16 protein-coding genes and 2 riboswitches are annotated in these 16,957 nt (G+C 72.4%); of the genes, 7 read left to right on the top strand and 9 right to left on the bottom strand.

The features are described 5' to 3' along the window. Nucleotides 1–130 precede the first annotated feature (130 nt). Together ACZ5FU_RS01370 and ACZ5FU_RS01365 are read right to left on the bottom strand one after the other, a co-directional pair. Complete coding sequence (locus tag ACZ5FU_RS01370; protein ID WP_451526168.1) at nt 131–1,372, bottom strand: L,D-transpeptidase; 1,242 nt, start codon at nt 1,370–1,372, stop codon at nt 131–133. 167 nt (nt 1,373–1,539) lie between these two features. Beyond that, a complete protein-coding gene (locus ACZ5FU_RS01365) occupies nt 1,540–2,784 on the bottom strand; it encodes a L,D-transpeptidase (protein ID WP_451526169.1) in 1,245 nt (414 codons plus the stop codon). Nucleotides 2,785–2,937: 153 nt separating this feature from the next. Here ACZ5FU_RS01365 and glgX point away from each other — a divergent pair, with 153 nt between their 5' ends. From glgX to ACZ5FU_RS01350, 3 genes are all read left to right on the top strand, one after another. After that, nucleotides 2,938–5,187, top strand: coding sequence for a glycogen debranching protein GlgX (glgX, locus tag ACZ5FU_RS01360; RefSeq protein WP_451526170.1), 2,250 nt, complete (start codon nt 2,938–2,940; stop codon nt 5,185–5,187). A 404-nt stretch (nt 5,188–5,591) separates the two neighbouring features. Further along, the gene (locus ACZ5FU_RS01355; RefSeq protein ID WP_398099886.1) at nt 5,592–5,804 is read left to right on the top strand and encodes an EF-hand domain-containing protein; all 213 of its coding nucleotides are present in this window, start codon (nt 5,592–5,594) and stop codon (nt 5,802–5,804) included. Between the two features lie 156 nt (nt 5,805–5,960). Then, nucleotides 5,961–6,644, top strand: coding sequence for an NADPH-dependent F420 reductase (locus tag ACZ5FU_RS01350; protein ID WP_469044715.1), 684 nt, complete (start codon nt 5,961–5,963; stop codon nt 6,642–6,644). A 6-nt stretch (nt 6,645–6,650) separates the two neighbouring features. On the opposite strand, the gene ACZ5FU_RS01345 is transcribed toward ACZ5FU_RS01350, so the two are convergent. The 3 genes from ACZ5FU_RS01345 to ACZ5FU_RS01335 all read right to left on the bottom strand — a co-directional run bounded on the left by ACZ5FU_RS01345 (nt 6,651) and on the right by ACZ5FU_RS01335 (nt 8,033). Further along, entirely contained in the window at nt 6,651–7,208 is a 558-nt protein-coding gene (locus ACZ5FU_RS01345) for a glycoside hydrolase family 25 protein (protein ID WP_451526171.1), read from the bottom strand. Nucleotides 7,209–7,359: 151 nt separating this feature from the next. Then, on the bottom strand, nt 7,360–7,779 hold the full coding sequence (locus tag ACZ5FU_RS01340) for a PIN domain-containing protein (RefSeq protein ID WP_469044086.1): 420 nt from the start codon (nt 7,777–7,779) through the stop codon (nt 7,360–7,362). After that, nucleotides 7,779–8,033, bottom strand: coding sequence for a type II toxin-antitoxin system VapB family antitoxin (locus tag ACZ5FU_RS01335; protein WP_451526173.1), 255 nt, complete (start codon nt 8,031–8,033; stop codon nt 7,779–7,781). Before ACZ5FU_RS01335 ends, ACZ5FU_RS01340 begins: the two co-directional genes overlap by 1 nt. A 238-nt stretch (nt 8,034–8,271) precedes the next feature. On the opposite strand from ACZ5FU_RS01335, the gene ACZ5FU_RS01330 reads away from it, so the two are divergent. Further along, nucleotides 8,272–8,823, top strand: coding sequence for a GNAT family N-acetyltransferase (locus ACZ5FU_RS01330; protein WP_468835619.1), 552 nt, complete (start codon nt 8,272–8,274; stop codon nt 8,821–8,823). Between the two features lie 76 nt (nt 8,824–8,899). Here ACZ5FU_RS01330 and ACZ5FU_RS01325 read toward each other — a convergent pair whose 3' ends face one another. The 4 genes from ACZ5FU_RS01325 to gcvT all read right to left on the bottom strand — a co-directional run bounded on the left by ACZ5FU_RS01325 (nt 8,900) and on the right by gcvT (nt 13,285). Continuing rightward, the gene (locus ACZ5FU_RS01325) at nt 8,900–10,267 is read right to left on the bottom strand and encodes an L-serine ammonia-lyase (RefSeq protein WP_468646227.1); all 1,368 of its coding nucleotides are present in this window, start codon (nt 10,265–10,267) and stop codon (nt 8,900–8,902) included. A 107-nt stretch (nt 10,268–10,374) separates the two neighbouring features. After that, nucleotides 10,375–11,637 carry a serine hydroxymethyltransferase gene (gene glyA / locus ACZ5FU_RS01320; RefSeq protein ID WP_468835623.1) on the bottom strand — a complete coding sequence of 421 codons (1,263 nt, stop codon included), beginning with the start codon at nt 11,635–11,637 and terminating at the stop codon, nt 10,375–10,377. 15 nt (nt 11,638–11,652) lie between these two features. After that, the gene (gene gcvH, locus ACZ5FU_RS01315) at nt 11,653–12,030 is read right to left on the bottom strand and encodes a glycine cleavage system protein GcvH (RefSeq protein ID WP_451526178.1); all 378 of its coding nucleotides are present in this window, start codon (nt 12,028–12,030) and stop codon (nt 11,653–11,655) included. A 136-nt stretch (nt 12,031–12,166) separates the two neighbouring features. Next, the gene (gene gcvT / locus ACZ5FU_RS01310; RefSeq protein WP_469044084.1) at nt 12,167–13,285 is read right to left on the bottom strand and encodes a glycine cleavage system aminomethyltransferase GcvT; all 1,119 of its coding nucleotides are present in this window, start codon (nt 13,283–13,285) and stop codon (nt 12,167–12,169) included. A 73-nt stretch (nt 13,286–13,358) separates the two neighbouring features. Beyond that, nucleotides 13,359–13,474, bottom strand: a riboswitch (glycine riboswitch). After that, a riboswitch (glycine riboswitch) is annotated at nt 13,475–13,574 on the bottom strand. It lies immediately after the preceding riboswitch. Nucleotides 13,575–13,750: 176 nt separating this feature from the next. Between gcvT and ACZ5FU_RS01305 the strand changes: the two genes are divergently transcribed. The 3 genes from ACZ5FU_RS01305 (at nt 13,751) to ACZ5FU_RS01295 (ending at nt 16,725) form a co-directional block, all read left to right on the top strand. Continuing rightward, complete coding sequence (locus tag ACZ5FU_RS01305) at nt 13,751–14,419, top strand: AAA family ATPase (RefSeq protein ID WP_451526180.1); 669 nt, start codon at nt 13,751–13,753, stop codon at nt 14,417–14,419. Between the two features lie 529 nt (nt 14,420–14,948). Further along, a complete protein-coding gene (locus ACZ5FU_RS01300) occupies nt 14,949–15,743 on the top strand; it encodes an enhanced serine sensitivity protein SseB (protein WP_451526181.1) in 795 nt (264 codons plus the stop codon). Nucleotides 15,744–15,924: 181 nt separating this feature from the next. Continuing rightward, complete coding sequence (locus ACZ5FU_RS01295) at nt 15,925–16,725, top strand: enhanced serine sensitivity protein SseB C-terminal domain-containing protein (protein WP_469044081.1); 801 nt, start codon at nt 15,925–15,927, stop codon at nt 16,723–16,725. The last annotated feature ends 232 nt before the right edge of the window (nt 16,726–16,957 follow it).

Below are 16,957 nucleotides of genomic sequence, written 5' to 3'. Positions count from 1 at the left end.
ACCGCTGGGCCTGGGGGGGGGGGGGGGGGGGGGCCGGGGGGGGGGGGGGGGGGGGGGGGCGGGGGGGGGGGGGGGGGGGGGGGGGCCCCCCCCCCCCCCCCCCGCCGCCGGAGAAGAGTCGCGCGGGGGACTACTTCGTCCACTCCGCCCACGGGATGTTCCACCCGTTGAGCCCGTTGGACGCCGAGACCGTCGGGTCGGTGGAGTTCTTCACGACCACCACGTCGCCGATCATCGACTGGTTGAAGAACCAGGCGGCCGGCACGCCGCCGTCGTAGCCGCCGCGTACGTCCCGCAGGCCGATGCAGCCGTGGCTGGCGTTGTAGTTGCCGAAGGCGTCGCCGCCCCAGTAGTTGCCGTGCACGAAGGTGCCGGAGTCGGTCAGCCGCATGGCGTGCGGGACGTCCTTGATGTCGTACTCGCCGTCGTAGCCGACCGTGTCGCCGTTCATGCGGGTCACCGTGAACTTCTCACTGATGACCATCTGGCCGTTCCAGGTGGCGTAGCCGGCCTTGCCGGTGGTGACCGGGAGGGTCTTGACGACCTTGCCCTCCCGCATGACCTTCATCGTGTGCTTCTTGGCGTCCACGACGGACACCTGGTCGCGGCCGATGGTGAAGGAGACCGTCTTGGACTGCTTGCCGTAGACGCCCTTGCGGCCCTCGACGCCGTCGAGGCCCAGCTCGACCGTCACCTTGGTGCCGGCCTTCCAGTACGTCTCGGGCCGGAAGTCGAGGCGGTCGTTGCCGAACCAGTGCCCCTGCACGTCGACGGCCGGAACCGTCTTGATCCTGATGGCCTTCTCGACGGCGTCCGGCGCGGTGATGCCCCGCGTGAAGCGGACCGAGAACGGCATGCCGACACCGACGGTGGAGCCGTCCTCGGGCGTGAAGGTGCCGACGAAGGTGTTCTCGGGCGTCAGCGTCGTGAAGGACGCGTCCTCGGCGGCCGTACGGCCCTCGGTGTCCTTGGCGACCGCGTGCACCTGGTACTTGGTGGCCGCGGCCAGGTGGGTGCTCGGCGTCCAGCCGGCGCCGTCCGCGGAGATCTCGCCGTCGACCACGGCGCCCCCGGCGTCCTTGACGACGACCTCGGTCAGCTTGCCCTTGGCGGCGCTCACCTTCAGGACGCCGCTGGTGTCGACGGCCTTCGCACCGTCCTTCGGGGCGATCGACACGACCGCCTCCGACTGCCCGCTCACCACGGCCGCGGCGCCCGCGCCCTTGTCGTCCTTCGTCTTCTCCGCCCCGGACGCCCCGCCCCCGCAGGCCGTGACGGTCAGCAGCAGTCCTCCGACGGCCAGCGCCAGCCGCACGTCGCGGCCGCGCCGGCGTCCGCCAACCGATGCCCCCGATATCGGTCGCACGTTCACGTCAGTTCTCCCCTCCCCCGGGCCGTTCGGGCCCGCACGCAGGCACGTCCCCTGCGCTGCGCGCATATTAACCACATGGTCAGCGGCGTCGGTGACCCGAGAATGTCACCGTTCCGTCCCAAGTCGGGCCGGGGGAGGGGAGAGGGGAGGGAAGCGGCCCGCGGCCGTCAGTTCACCGCGCCGCCGGCGCTCCACCGCCGCCAGTTCATGTTCCAGCCGCCGAGCCCGTTGTCCGGGGCGACCGTCCTGTCCTTGCTGCGGACCACCTCGACGACGTCCCCGACGAGACTGCGGTCGAAGAACCAGCCCGCGGGGGTGTCCGCGCCACCGCCCTTCACGTCCCTGAGCCCCACGCACCCGTGGCTGAGGTTGACCCGCCCGAAGTCCTCCGGCGCCGCCCAGTAGTTGCCGTGCAGGAAGGTGCCGGACTCGGTGAGCCGCATCGCGTGCGGCACGTCCGGGATGTCGTACTCGCTCTTGCCGTCCTTCTTCCTGAAGCCGACGGTGGCGCCGTTCATCCGGGTCAGTTCGAGCATCTCCGTGACCACCATCTTGCCGTTGTACGTCGTCGTCCTCGGGGCCCCGGCGGTGATGGGCACGGTGGCGAGCAGTTCGCCCTCGCGCCGCACCTGCATGGTGTGGTCGGCGGCGTCGACGCGGGAGATCTGGTGGCGGCCGACGCCGAAGGAGAACGTCTTGTCCTGGAGCCCGTAGACGCCGGGCGCGCCCTCGACGTCGCGGAAGCGCAGGGAGACGGTGACGCGGGTGCCGGGCTTCCAGTAGTGCTCGGGGCGGAAGTCGAGCCGGGAGGTGCCGAACCAGTGCGGCCGGACCTCGACGGCCGGCTCGGCGCTCACGCGGACGGCCCGCTCGACGGCGGCCCGGTTCTCGATCTCCCGGTTGAACTCCAGGGACACGATCATCCCCGTGCCGACCGTGGAGCGGTTCTCCGGTGTGACGTACCCGACGAACCGCTCCTCGGGGACGTACGTCGTGAACGTGGTGTGCCGGGCCGAACGGTGGCCGCCGCCGTCCACGGCGACCGCGTCGACCGTGTAGCGGGCGGCGAGCGCGAGCCGGCCGTCCGCCGGGCTCCAGCTGCGGCCGTCCGCGGAGATCCGCCCCGGCACCTCGGTCTCCTGCGCGTCCTGCTGCTTGCGGACCCGCACCGACTCCAGCCGCCCGTCGGGCACCCGGACCCGCAGCGCCTGGCCGGGACGCACCTCCCTGGTGCCGTCCTGCGGGGTGACCCGGATGACGTCCGAGGGCGCCGGGGGTCTGCCCAGCACGCGGTCGAGCCCGCTCCCGTCGTCCCCGCTGCAGCCGGCGGCTCCCGCCAGCAGTCCTGCCCATGTCAGTACGGCGGTCAGTGCGACCCCCGCGCGCCGTGCGCGCCCAGTTACGTGCCTCACGCGCTGGACAACGACGGGGCACGCTCCGGGGAAACGTGAGTGCGAGCCACGCGCTGGGCAGAACAGGGGGGAGGACGACGCCGAGGGAGCAGCGGCCGGGACGCCGTACGCCCCCGGACCCGCGTCGTGCCACGAGTCGCGGGAGGCTGAACGGTGTCCAGCGCAGCCGAGCAGGAGGAGGTGGCGCCGGAGCGCCCCGCCGCGTCCGCCGTCGTGAACGGGACACCGCGCAGAACGCCCGGCGTGCCCGTGTGGCCCGGCGCGTCCACGCCGCTCGGCGCCCGCTTCCGGGTCGGCCCCGACGGGGTCGCCGGCACCAACTTCGCCCTGTGGGCGGGGGGCGCGGAGGCCGTCGAGCTGTGCCTCTTCGACGAACAGGGCCGCGAGACCCGCGCCCGGCTGACGGAACTCACCCACGAGATCTGGCACGGCTTCGTCCCCGGCGTGATGCCCGGCCAGCGCTACGGCTACCGGGTGCACGGCCGCTGGGACCCGTGGACCGGCGCCCGCTTCAACCCGGCGAAACTGCTCCTCGACCCCTACGCCCGCGCCGTCGACGGCGCCAGGGGCAACGACTACGGCAGCCTGCCCCCCGAGGTGTACGGGCACGTCCGCGACTGGCCCCAGCAGCAGTTCGCCGACACCGTCCGCGACGAACGGGACTCCGCGCCGTACGTCCCCAAGGGCGTCGTCGTCCACGACGACGACGACTGGGCCGACGACCGCCGTCCCAAGACCCCCTGGGCGGACTCGGTCATCTACGAGCTGCACGTGCGCGGCTTCACCATGCGCCACCCCGGCGTTCCGGAGGAACTGCGCGGCACCTACGCCGGCCTGGCGCACCCGGCCGCGATCGAACACCTGGCCGGCCTGGGCGTCACGGCCGTCGAACTGCTCCCGGTGCACCAGTTCGCCCACGAGGACCACCTGCTGCGCAGAGGGCTGCGCAACTACTGGGGCTACAACTCCGTCGGCTACTTCGCCCCGCACGCCGGATACGCCTCCGCCGGGACGACGGGCGGACAGGTCGGCGAGTTCAAACGGATGGTGCGCGCGCTGCACGCGGCGGGCATCGAGGTCATCCTCGACGTGGTCTACAACCACACCGCGGAGGCGGGCGAGCTGGGCCCGACGCTGTCCCTGAAGGGCGTCGACAACCGCGGCTACTACCGGTTGCAGGCGGACGCCCGCCGGTACGCCGACTACACGGGCTGCGGCAACACCCTGCACGTGGTCCAGCCGCACGTGCTGCGCCTGATCACGGACTCGCTGCGCTACTGGGTCACGGAGATGGGCGTCGACGGCTTCCGTTTCGACCTGGCCGCCGCCCTCGCCCGCTCCATGCACGACGTGGACATGCTCTCGCCGTTCCTCGCGGTGATCGCGCAGGACCCGGTGCTGCGGCGGGTGAAGCTGATCGCGGAACCCTGGGACGTGGGATCGGGCGGCTACCAGGTGGGCGCCTTCCCCCCGCTGTGGACGGAGTGGAACGACCGCTACCGCGACACCGTGCGCGACTTCTGGCGGCACGCCCTGCCGGACGTCCGGGAGATGGGCTACCGCCTGTCCGGCTCCAGCGACCTGTACGCCTGGGGCGGCCGGCGCCCCTACGCCTCCGTCAACTTCGTCACCGCCCACGACGGGTTCACCCTGCGCGACCTCGTGTCCTACGAGCGCAAGCACAACGAGGCCAACGGCGAGGGCAACCGGGACGGCACGGACGACAACCGCTCCTGGAACTGCGGGACCGAGGGGGAGACGGACGACGAGCGGGTGCGCGCGCTGCGGCGCCGGCAGCTGCGCAACCTGATGACCACGCTGCTGCTGTCGACGGGCGTGCCGATGCTGGTCGCGGGCGACGAACTGGGCCGCACCCAGCACGGCAACAACAACGCCTACTGCCAGGACAACGAGACCGGCTGGCTGGACTGGAGCCTGCTGGCGGACCCCGGCTGGAAGGCCCTGCACGACCTGACCGCCCGCCTGATCGCCCTGCGCCACCGCCACCCCGTGCTGCGCCGCCGGGCGTTCTTCTCCGGCCGGGCCCACTCCGCGGACGGGCTGCGCGACCTGGCCTGGTTCACTGTGCACGGCACGGAGATGACCGAGGGGGACTGGTACGCGCCCGCGGCGACGCTCGGCATGTACCTCTCCGGCCGCGACATCCCCGGCCGCGACGAACGGGGCGCCCCGATCACGGACGACAGCTTCCTCGCCCTCCTGCACGCCGGCGACCGCCCCGCGCACTTCGTCCTGCCGGGCCCGCCCTGGGCGGAACGCTACGAGGTGGTGGTCGACACCTCCCGCGAGGACCAGGACACCGCCCCGGCCGTCACGCACCGGGCGGGGACGGGGGTGACGGTCCCGGCCCGTTCGGTGCTCCTGCTGCGGGTGTCCTCCTGAGGACGGCCCCCGCACCCGGCCCGGCCGCCCGCGGACGGGTGAGGCCCCACGGACGGGTGACGCCCCACGGCCGGCCGCCGCGACGCCGGGAGCGCGCCCGAGCGGGGATCGCGCGACGTGGTGACGCCCCGGAACCGGCGGCGCGCGCCGGGACCGTGCCCCGCGGTCGTCGCCCGCCCGTGGCCGGCCGCACGCCGGTTTGGACCACCGCCGCGGCCGATGCCCGGGGCGTCCGCCACCGCGAGTCGTCGGCCCTCCTGAACGGCCTGGAACCCGCCTCCGCGTACGAACCGGCGTTCGGCCGGGTGGTGGCCGCGCTGCGCGCTCACCCGGACCGTTAATCTGACCTGCGTCAGAACGACGGCAACACAGCACCGCAAGGTATGACGAAGAGGGGCGGACCGGTGGCGGACATCGAAGAAGCACGCAAGCAGTTCCAGCGGATCGACACGGACGGTGACGGATTCATCACCGCGGCCGAGTTCAAGACCGCCCTGGCCCAGGGGGGCGACTGGCACGTCACCGACACGGTCGCCGAGGCCGTCATCAAGACCCGTGACCTGGACGGCGACAAGGTCCTGTCGTTCGACGAGTTCTGGGCCTACCTGGACAAGTGACGCACGGGCGCAGGGGTGTCCCGCGCCGTCCGCGGGACACCCCTGCGCCGTCAGCCGTCAGCCGCTCGTCACCCTCGTCCGTCACCCGTACGGCGGCGGAGCGGAACAGCCGGCGACCGCCCGCCGTTGGACCCTCGAAAGCATGCGCATGCACGGATTCTTCGGGAAGGGCCTGACATGAAGATCGGCATCATCGGCGCGGGCAACATCGGCGGCAACCTCACCCGGCGGCTCACCGCCCTCGGCCACGACGTCTCCGTGGCCAACTCCCGCGGCCCGCACACGCTCACGGAGCTGGCGAAGGAGACGGGCGCGACCCCCGTACGGGTCGAGGAAGCGGCCCGCGGGGCCGAGGTCGTGGTGGTCACCGTCCCGCTGAAGGCGGTCCCGGACCTCCCCGAGGGCCTGTTCGACGAGGCCGCCGAGGGCGTCGTCGTCATCGACACGGGCAACTACTACCCGCAGCAGCGCGACGGCCGGATCGACGCCATCGAGGACGAGGGCATCACCGAGAGCCGCTGGACGGAGCGCCTGATCGGCCACCCGGTGGTCAAGGCGTTCAACGGCACCTTCGCCCAGGACATCCTGGACCGCCCTCTCCCGGCCGGCGCCCCCGGCCGCATGGCCCTGCCCGTCGCGGGCGACGACGAGGCCGCCAAGGCGAAGGTCCGGTCCCTGATCGACGAACTCGGCTTCGACACGGTCGACGCGGGCGGCATCGACGACTCCTGGCGCCAGCAGCCCGACACCCCGGTGTACGGCCTGCGCGGCGGGGTCGAGGAGGTCACCCGGGCCCTGGCGGAGGCCTCCCCGGAGCGCCCGGAGGCCTTCCGGGGCTGAGCCGGCTCACCCCACGGTCGCCCACGCCCGCAGCGCCGCCCGGTCGGCGAACTTCGCCACGTTCTTGTCGAGGGGCTCGTCCGTGTACTGGTGGAAGCGCCACTTCGCCTTGATGCGGGGCTTGCCCGCGGTGACGTAGTCGGCGATCCACAGACCGTCGCCGGCGTACGAGGTGTCGTCGACGTTCAGCCAGTAGGTCCGGTTGCAGTACAGGACGACCCGGTTGCGCGGCCGCAGCTCCTTGAGCCTGCGGATGAAGCGGTCCTTCTCGGCGTTGCTCGCGTGGGTGCCCTCGCCCGTCGTCTCCCAGTCGACGGCGAGGACGTCGCCGGGGCGCTCCGGCGCCTTCGCCAGGAAGTGTTCCGCCTGGGCGCCGAGGTTGCCGGGCCACAGGAAGTGGTAGAAGCCGACGACCAGACCGGCGTCCCGCGCCCGTTTCGTCTGGGCGGCGAGCTTCGGGTTGGTGTACGTACGGCCCTCGGTCGCCTTGACGAAGACGAAGGAGAGACCGTCCGTCGCGTAGGCGGAGGACTGGTAGGCGCTGACGTCGATGCCACGGAGCACGGGGCACCTCCCGAAGTGCAGGAGAAAGAAGGGGAGTTGTCTTATGCCCCGACACGCCGAGGCCGGAACCTCCGCTTCCGTCCCCCGGCGTGCCGACGGGGGCTCAGCACTCGATGGTGTTCACCGCCGGCCGACCGGGGGCCGTCTCCTTCTACCGGTCGGCACTGCCGGGCGGGACGACCCATTCGGTTGGTTGACCGGTGAGGGAGGCGATCATGTCGAAGTCGCCGTCATAGTGGAGGACCGTCCGCCGGTGCAGTTCTGCCGTGGCGGCGATCAGCAGGTCGGGGAGGGACAAGGCGCGGTGGAAGCCCGCGTTGAGGGCGTGGCGCTGGACTTCCAAGGCGCGGGCGAAGGTGTGATCGTCCGTGTGGAGGTAGTCGAAGGCGCGTAGCCAGGTGCTGATCCGAGTCGCCTCCGGGGTGTCCCGCGCGGAGTGGATCATCTCGTACTCGGTGGGCCGGCACACGGCGAGGAGGTAGCGCTCGTGCAGGGGCTTGAGCACGTCCTTGACGTTCGGTTTCGCCCAGCGGGCCAAGGCGGACTTGTCGATCAGATAGCGGTCCTGCATCAGGCGGCCCGGCCTCCGTCGAGGTCGCTGGTGCGTTTGAGGGAGCCGTCGGCGTTACGCGGGCCGGTGTTCTCCACGATCTCGCTGAAGTCGAACTCACCGGCCTCGATGGCGTCGAAGCCCTCTTGTCGAAGGTGTCTCTTGACGGCGTCCTCCATGGCGAGGCGAACGGCCTTGGCCTTGGTCTTGGTGCCGAAGATGCGCATGGCCTCGGTGACCATGTCTTCGTCGAGATCGATGACGGTTCTGGCCATGAGGAGGGCCCCTTCGTGAGTGTCTTTATCGTCGAAAACGATAGCATTTTCCACGAGATCTAGATGTCGTTTCGCCTTCAGTGGCGCGCCGGTGTTGTCACGCGCGGCCTCCGCGCGGAGAACGAGACCTCTTCCGTCGGTCGGCCCGCGCTGCTCCGCGGACAGGGGTGTTTCGAAAGTGGCGTCGTCTGCCCGAAGGACAGGCCGGGGCTTCGGAACACCCTCTAGAGTCCGGCGCATGCACCCGGTCACCCGTTCCAGCGCACGCCTTGCTCTGAGAGAACTCACCGCCGCGGATGTGGATGCGATGCTCGTCGTCCACGGCAACTCCGCAGTCACCGAACACCTGCAGTTCGAACCGCGCGACCGCGCGCAGGCCGAGCAGATCATGGCCCGATCGATCGCAGCCGCCACGACGTCGCCCCGCACGGAGTACGCGCTCGCCGTCATCGAGCAGGAGACGGCTGAGTTGATCGGTTCCTGCCGTCTGGCCCTCGATCCCCACCAGCAGCGCGGAGCCACCATCGGCTTTGCGCTGCGACCGCAGGTGTGGGGAAAGGGCTACGGCGTGGAGGTGGTGCGACTGCTACTCGCCTTTGGCTTCGACGACCTTCGCCTGCACCGCATTTGGGGGGCGCGGTCTCCTCTCAACGAGGCGTCCGCCAGGACGATGGGTGCGGCGGGAATGGTCGAGGAGGGCACCATCCGCGAGCACGTGCTGAAAGCGGGAAAGTGGCGGGACTCCGTCGTGCACGCGATTCTCGAGCGCGAGTTCCGGTCCGGCCTCTGAAAGCTCGGGAGCCGGCCTGGAGGCGCAGTCGCCCGACAGCGGGACGAGCTGCCTCCCCGGCCTCAGGGCATGTCCCTCAGCACTCGATGATGTTCACCGCCAGCCCGCCCCGGGCCGTCTCCTTGTACTTGACCGACATGTCCGCGCCGGTGTCCTTCATCGTCTTGATGACCTTGTCCAGGGACACCTTGTGCGTGCCGTCGCCGCGCATGGCCATGCGGGCCGCCGTGACCGCCTTCACCGCGGCCATGCCGTTGCGCTCGATGCAGGGGATCTGGACCAGTCCGCCCACAGGGTCGCAGGTGAGACCGAGGTTGTGCTCCATGCCGATCTCCGCGGCGTTCTCGACCTGCTCGGGGGAACCGCCGAGAACCTCCGCCAGCGCGCCCGCCGCCATGGAGCAGGCGGAACCCACCTCGCCCTGGCAGCCGACCTCGGCGCCGGAGATGGAGGCGTTCTCCTTGAAGAGCATGCCGATCGCCCCGGCGGCGAGGAGGAAGCGGACGACGCCCTCCTCGTCGGCGCCGGGGATGAAGTTGACGTAGTAGTGCAGGACGGCGGGGATGATGCCGGCCGCGCCGTTCGTGGGGGCGGTGACCACCCTGCCGCCCGCCGCGTTCTCCTCGTTCACCGCCATCGCGTACAGCGTGATCCACTCCATGGAGTGGGCCAGCGGGTCGCCGTCCGCCCGGAGCTGACGGGCCGTCGTGGCGGCACGGCGGCGCACCCGCAGACCGCCCGGCAGGATGCCCTCGCGGGACATGCCGCGGGCCACACAGGCCTGCATCACCCGCCAGATCTCCAGCAGGCCCTCGTGGATCTCCTCCTCGGTGCGCCAGGCCCGCTCGTTCTCCAGCATCAGCGAGGAGATCGACAGACCCGTCTCCCGCGTCAGGCGCAGCAGCTCGTCGCCCGTGCGGAAGGGGTACTTCAGGACCGTGTCGTCCAGCTTGATCCGGTCCGCGCCGACCGCGTCCTCGTCGACGACGAACCCGCCGCCCACCGAGTAGTACGTCTTCGACAGCAGCTCCGCGCCCGCGGAGTCGTACGCCCACAGCGTCATGCCGTTCGCGTGGTACGGCAGGGTCTCGCGGCGGTGCAGGACGAGGTCGTCGTCGAAGGAGAACGGGATCTCGTGCTCGCCGAGCAGCCGGATGCGGCCCGAGTCCCTGATCCGCTCCACCCGCGCGTCAGCCGTCTCCACGTCCACCGTGCGCGGCGAGTCGCCCTCCAGGCCGAGCAGGACGGCCTTGGGGGTGCCGTGACCGTGGCCGGTCGCGCCCAGGGAGCCGTACAGCTCCGTGCGCACGGAGGCGACGGAGGCCAGCAGCTCCTCGTTGCGCAGGCGCCGCGCGAACATGCGCGCCGCCCGCATCGGGCCGACCGTGTGGGAGCTGGACGGGCCGATGCCGATCGAGAACAGGTCGAAGACCGAGATGGCCACGGGGACTGACTCCTCAATAAGGGGTGGTGCAGAAGCTTTCCGGTGGGATGCCCCGCCCACTGACCAGTGTGCGGGACACCCCAGGGAAAACCGTAGAAAAGCGGGACCTACTTGTTCAGACCGGGGTAGAGCGGGTGCTTGTCGGCCAGGGCCACGACCCGTGCCTTCAGCGCCTCCACGTCGTGGGCCGGCTTGAGCGCCTGCGCGATCACGTCCGCGACCTCGGCGAAGTCCTCGGCCGTGAAACCGCGGGTGGCGAGGGCGGGCGTGCCGATACGCAGGCCCGAGGTGACCATCGGGGGCCGCGGGTCGTTCGGGACCGCGTTGCGGTTGACCGTGATGCCGACCTCGTGGAGGCGGTCCTCGGCCTGCTGCCCGTCCAGCTCCGACTCGCGCAGGTCGACCAGGATCAGGTGCACGTCGGTGCCGCCGGACAGGACGTTGATCCCGGCCTCCCGGGCGTCCGGCGCGGTCAGCCGCTCGGCGAGGATCCGCGCGCCCTCCACCGTACGGCGCTGGCGCTCCTTGAAGTCGTCCGAGGCCGCGACCTTGAAGGACACCGCCTTCGCCGCGATGACGTGCTCCAGGGGGCCGCCCTGGAAGCCCGGGAACACGGACGAGTTGAGCTTCTTCGCGAAGGCCTGCCGGGCGAGGATGATGCCGCCGCGCGGGCCGCCCAGCGTCTTGTGGGTCGTGGAGGTGACCACGTCCGCGTACGGCACCGGGTTCGGGTGCAGGCCCGCCGCGACCAGACCGGCGAAGTGCGCCATGTCCACCCACAGGTACGCCTCGACCTCGTCGGCGATCCGGCGGAACTCGGCGAAGTCCAGCTGCCGCGGGTACGCCGACCAGCCCGCGATGATCACCTTGGGGCGGTGCTCCTTGGCGAGCCGCTCGACCTCGGCCATGTCGACCAGGCCGGCCTCGTCCACGTGGTAGGCGACCACGTCGAACTGCTTGCCGGAGAAGTTCAGCCGCATCCCGTGGGTCAGGTGACCGCCGTGCGCCAGGTCCAGGCCCAGGATGGTGTCGCCGGGCTGGGCCAGCGCGAACAGGGCGGCCTGGTTGGCGGAGGCACCCGAGTGCGGCTGGACGTTGGCGTACTCGGCGCCGAACAGTTCCTTGACCCGGTCGATCGCGATCTGCTCGGTGACGTCGACGTGCTCGCAGCCGCCGTAGTAGCGGCGGCCGGGATAGCCCTCGGCGTACTTGTTGGTCAGGACCGAGCCCTGCGCCTCCATGACGGCCAGCGGAGCGAAGTTCTCCGAGGCGATCATCTCGAGCGTGGACTGCTGGCGGCGCAGCTCGCCGTCGACCGCCGCGGCGATCTCCGGGTCGAGCTCGTGCAGGGGCGTGTTCAGGACAGACATGCGTCTTTCGACCTCTCAGCCGGCGATGAAGGCGGTGTACTCGTCGGCGGAGAGCAGCTCGGCCGGCTCGTCCGTGACGCGTACCTTGAACAGCCAGCCGCCCTCGAAGGGCTCGGAGTTCACCAGCGACGGGTCGTCCACGACGTCCTGGTTGACCTCGGCGATCTCGCCGGTGACCGGCGCGTACAGCTCACTGACCGACTTGGTCGACTCCAGCTCGCCGCAGGACTCGCCCGCGGTCACCGCGGCACCGACCTCGGGGAGCTGGACGAAGACCACGTCGCCGAGCGCGTTGGCCGCGTGCTCGGTGATGCCGACCGTCGAGACGCCGTCCTCGGCGCCCGACAGCCACTCGTGCTCCTTGCTGTAGCGCAGCTGCTGGGGGTTGCTCATGGCCTGAATTCTCCTGTACGCGGGGGAGTGCTGATGAAGGGGGACTGCTGGGGACGCGCGTGAGCGGCGCACCTGTGCGCAGGGTCACGCGCGGGACCGGCCGCGGTCCGCCGCGGCGCGGTCCGAGCGCCAGTCTCTACTTCCGGCGCTTGTAGAACGGCAGCGCCACGACCTCGTACGGCTCGTGGCTGCCCCGGATGTCCACGCCGACACCCGGCGTGCCCGGTGCCGCGTGCGCGGCGTCGACGTAGGCCATCGCGACCGGCTTGCCCAGCGTGGGGGAGGGGGCGCCGGAGGTGACCTCGCCGACCACCTCGCCGCCCGCGACCACGGCGTACCCGGCGCGCGGGACGCGGCGGCCCTCGGCGACCAGGCCGACCAGGACCCGCGGCGGGTTCGTCCCGGCGCGCTCGGCGGCCGCGGCGAGCGCCGCGCGGCCCACGAAGTCACCGTCCTTGCCGAACTTCACGACTCGGCCGAGACCGGCGTCGAAGGGGGTCAGCGCGGTCGACAGCTCATGGCCGTACAGCGGCATGCCCGCCTCCAGGCGGAGCGTGTCGCGGCAGGACAGGCCGCAGGGGATCAGGCCGACGCCCTCGCCGGCCTTCGTCAGGGCCTGCCACAGCTCGACGGCGTGCTCCGGCTTCACGAACAGTTCGAAGCCGTCCTCGCCGGTGTAACCGGTGCGGGCGACGAGCGCGGGGACGCCGGCGACGGTGCCGGGCAGGCCGGCGTAGTACTTCAGGCCGTCGAGGTCGGCGTCGGTGAGCGACTTCAGGATGCCGGGGGACTCCGGTCCCTGGACGGCGAGCAGCGCGTAGGCGTCGCGGTCGTCGCGCACCTCGGCGTCGAAGCCGCCGGCGCGCGCGGTCAGCGCGTCCAGGACCACCTGGGCGTTGGAGGCGTTGGCGACGACCATGAACTCGGTGTCGGCGAGCCGGTACACGATGAGGTCGTCGAGGATGCCGCCGTCGGCGTCGCAGATCATGGTGTAGCGGGCCCGGCCCACGCCCACGGCCGCGAGGTCGCCGACCAGAGCGAAGTTCAGCAGGGCGCCCGCCTGCGGGCCGGTGACGGTGATCTCGCCCATGTGCGAGAGGTCGAAGAGGCCGGCCCGGGTCCGCACGGCGTGGTGCTCGTCGCGTTCGGAGCCGTAGCGCAGGGGCATGTCCCAGCCGGCGAAGTCGGTCATGGTCGCGCCCAGCGAACGGTGCAGGGCGTCGAGGGCGGTGTGGCGGAGCGGGGTGCTGCTCATCGGGCGTTCGTCTCCCAAGGCGATGGACTCCCTCCCGCGCGGGTGGAGCCGGGCGCGGGGGAGGAGAGGTCGTTCCTCCCCATCTGTCATCGGAACCTGAGAGGTTCGCCGTGACCGTCCGCGGACGGGTCGGTCACGGCTTGCACCTTGGGTGGAGCCGCCGGAGGGCGACCCGCTTTTCAGATGTGCCTCGCCCGCGCGGTAACGGGGCCTGAGAGATTCAAGGGAGGGACTTGCTCCTTCGGCGCCCCAGCGATGCTGTCGGTGGGGACTCTCCCGCGCGGATTCAAACGGCCGGTATGCAGTTGGCGCGGCCATCATCGCACGCCCCGGCCGATCGCGGCAGGCCGCATCTGTAACCGGCCTGTGGCGGTAAGCGCATGAAAACGCGAGGCGGACCGGATTACCTTCTCTTTACGCTCGACGGGGAGAAGACTTGTCTGACCCCAGGGGAGGACGAACACGGTGAACAGGACCACGGGACTCGGGACCGGCCCGGCGCTCGCACTGCCCGCGCAGCCGCGGGCCTCCGCCCCCGGGGCGGCCGGTGCGACCCCCGCGCCGGTCGTCCGCGACCTGCGCGACCGCGCCGGCCGCAGCCCGCACGGCCTGCTGTTCGCGTCCCGCGACCTGGTCGTGGTCACGGGACTGCCCGGCAGCGGCAAGTCGACGCTGATGAGGCGGGCCGTCGCGGGCGCGCGCATCGACTCCCAGGACACCCGCGACCGCTGGGACGCCCGCATGCCGCGCGCCCTGCCCTACGCCCTCTACCGCCCTCTCGTCCGCCTCGACCACTACGCCGGTCTGCGCCGCGCCCTGCGCACCGGCGAGGGCGTCGTCGTCCACGACTGCGGCACGCAGGCCTGGGTGCGCGCCTGGCTGGCCCGCGAGGCCCGCCGCCGCGGCGGCAGCCTGCACCTCGTGCTGCTCGACGTCACCGTGGACACCGCGCTGGAGGGCCAGCGCGAGCGCGGCCGGGGCGTCTCCCGGTACGCCTTCCGCCGCCACCGCCGGGCCGCCTCCCGCCTGCTGCGCGCGGCGGAGCGCGGCCGCCTCCCCCAGGGCTGCGGCTCGACGGTCCTCCTCGACCGCGCCGCGGCCGACACCCTCCGCCGCATCGCCTTCACGAGCTGACCGGGGCCGGACCGGGGCGGGGTTGCGGCCCTCGATCGCCGTGCGGGCCCGGGGGCTCCGCACCTGCGGCCGCCGGGGTGCCGGGGTGCCGTGCGCATCCGGGGCCCGCGAGCGCCGGGCCGCCGCGCGGGACCGGGGGTCCGGCCGGCGGGCGGCACCCGGGGCGGGGCTCAGCGGTCCGGTCCGCGGACCTTCGGCCGCCGAGCCGCGGCACGAGCCCGCCGCCCCGGTCGCCGGACCCGCCCCGCGGGGCGGCCACGCGGCCGCCGGGCCGTCCGCGGGTGCGGGGCCCCGCGGAGACCGAGCCGCCGCACAGGCGTCCCCGGTCGTCGGACCCGCCCCGCCGGACCCGCCCCGCGGGCCCGGCCACGCGGCCGCCGCACCGCCACCGTCCCCGGCCGCCGCCCCCGGCTCCGGGACGTCCGGTGGACGGTGGACGGTGGACGTCGGACGGCGCACGGCGGGGGCGCGGCCGGTACCCGATAGCCTTTCGAGCCACATCCAGTGGTTCCCAGCAGGCGGTAGGCAGATGGACTTCCCCCCGGCGGACTTCCCCGCGGACTTCCCGGCACAGGCGCACCCCCACCCGCACGGCGGGTGGCCCGGCAACGAGCTGGAGGAGGTGCTCTCCGCCTCCCTCGGCGTGCCCGGGGCCGGCGGCCGGATCGTGGAGGTGCTCGGCCGCAGCTTCCTGTGGGTGCCGCTGCCCGCCGGAGGCGGCCCGCACAGCGGCCCCCTGGACCTGCCCACCCTGGAGCTGGAGGGCCAGGCGTACGTGCCCGTGTTCAGCTCCGAGGAACAGTTCCGGCAGGTCGTCGGCGCGCACATGGCGTACACCGTCGCCCCGGCGGTCGAGTTCGCCCGCGGGCTGCCCCCGCAGGTCGGCATCCTGGTCAACCCGGACGGCACGGTCGGCATCCCGCTGCCCCCGGAGGCCGTCGCCGAGCTGTGCCGGGCCGGCCTCACCCCGCTGGACGGTCCCGCCGGCGGCGGCCGGGTCCGTCTCCACGAGCCCGACTGGCAGGACGACCCGGTGGACTTCCTGTCCGCGGCCTCCGCCGAGTTCGAGGCGACCGGCGTCGTCCTGACCGCCCGCCGCTGCCTCGCCGCGATCGAGACGGCCGACCCCGTGCTGTTCGTCGGCGTCGAGCTCTCCCCGTGGGAGGGCGATCAGCGGGCGCTGCCCCTGGAGGCCCTCGGCAGGGCGCTCGGCCGGGTCCAGGCGCCCTGGCCGGTCAACCTCGTCCTGCTCGACGTGACGGAGGACCCGGTGGCCCGGTGGCTGAAGGAGCACGTGCGGCCCTTCTACTCCCGGATCCACTGAACGCGTTCCGCACGGGGGCGTCCGCGCCGGCGGGCGGCGGTGCCGCGAGGGCCCGGTGGGCGCCCGCCGGGCCGGTCCCGCCGGCGGCGGACGAGCCGGTCCCTCGGGGGGACCCGTTGTCGGCGAAGACACCTAAGCTGGTCTCCCGAAAGCGGGGCAACTTATCGAAGGGGCGGTACAGGTGAGCGCCAGCAGCATCGCGGCCGGGCAGGTCGAGCACATGCTGCGCCAGGTGACCCCCGGGCGCTACGACGCCTACGAGGCACTCCTGCGCGCCCTCGCGACCCCGGGCACCGGCCAGGTGTGGATGCTGCTGTGGCACGGTCAGGCCGGTTCCCCCGACGCCCAGTACGGCACGATGGACGTCGAGGGCCACGGCTACGCCCCCTGCGTCACCTCCGCCCAGGAACTGTCCGCGAGCGGCTGGAACCGGTCGTACGAGGTGGTCGACGCGCTGGACGCGGCCCGCACCCTCTACCCCGACCACCACGGACTCTGGCTCAACCCGCACGCCCCCGGCGGCGGCGTCGGCATCCCCTGGCCCGACCTGCGGCGGATCGCCACCGGGCTGGACCGCCAGCCGGCCGGGCCGCTGCGGCTGTCCGAGCCGGCCATCGAGATCCCGCAGTTCTACGCCCTGCTCGCGCAGAACGCCCACCGCACCCCGGCCCTGCGCTCCCTGCGCCGCGCCTGGGTCCAGCCGGCCCTCGGCGCGCCCTACCTCGCCCTCGGGCTCGACGTGTACGACACCTCCCCGCCGGCCGTGGACGCGGTGCGGGCGATGATGCAGCAGTCCGTCGGCGCGGTGCCGGAGGGACTGCCGGTGTCCACGGTCGCCATGAGCGACGACTACGACCCGGTGGTCCTGTGGATGCGCGCCCACGTCCGCCCCTTCTACGACCGTGAGGCGCACGCCCCCGCGGCGCCGCCCGCGCAGCCCCCCGTGGGCGGTTACGGCTTCCCGCCGGCCGGCCGTCGCTGATGGGGTCCGCCGTCCGTCTCCGGGTGTCGGCCCGACGCGTCGGCTCAGTGAATCTTCGCGCGTAGATCGGTGCGGTAAGTCCGTTTATGGATGGTTATGCCATAACTCGTGGGCGTCCGCCCCCCGTTACCCACCGTCCGGATAACGGAATCCTCCTGAGAGCATCACGTTTACGCATCCATTCCCCTTCAACTCTGGCTACAGATCGCCAAAGCGTTGAAGACTCCCGCAT

It is taken from the genome of Streptomyces sp. NPDC031554 (genome assembly GCF_055580685.1).
This window is presented reverse-complemented; position numbering and strand designations above follow the sequence as displayed.

Excerpts from the sequence above, each read along its gene's own strand:
- ACZ5FU_RS01340 (WP_469044086.1), bottom strand. The coding sequence starts at position 7,779 with ATGCAGGACCGCTATCTGATCGACAAGTCCGCCTTGGCCCGCTGGGCG.
- ACZ5FU_RS01335 (WP_451526173.1), bottom strand. The coding sequence starts at position 8,033 with ATGGCCAGAACCGTCATCGATCTCGACGAAGACATGGTCACCGAGGCC.
- ACZ5FU_RS01330 (WP_468835619.1), top strand. The coding sequence starts at position 8,272 with ATGCACCCGGTCACCCGTTCCAGCGCACGCCTTGCTCTGAGAGAACTC.
- glyA (WP_468835623.1), bottom strand. The coding sequence starts at position 11,637 with ATGTCTGTCCTGAACACGCCCCTGCACGAGCTCGACCCGGAGATCGCC.
- gcvH (WP_451526178.1), bottom strand. The coding sequence starts at position 12,030 with ATGAGCAACCCCCAGCAGCTGCGCTACAGCAAGGAGCACGAGTGGCTG.
- gcvT (WP_469044084.1), bottom strand. The coding sequence starts at position 13,285 with ATGAGCAGCACCCCGCTCCGCCACACCGCCCTCGACGCCCTGCACCGT.
- ACZ5FU_RS01300 (WP_451526181.1), top strand. The coding sequence starts at position 14,949 with ATGGACTTCCCCCCGGCGGACTTCCCCGCGGACTTCCCGGCACAGGCG.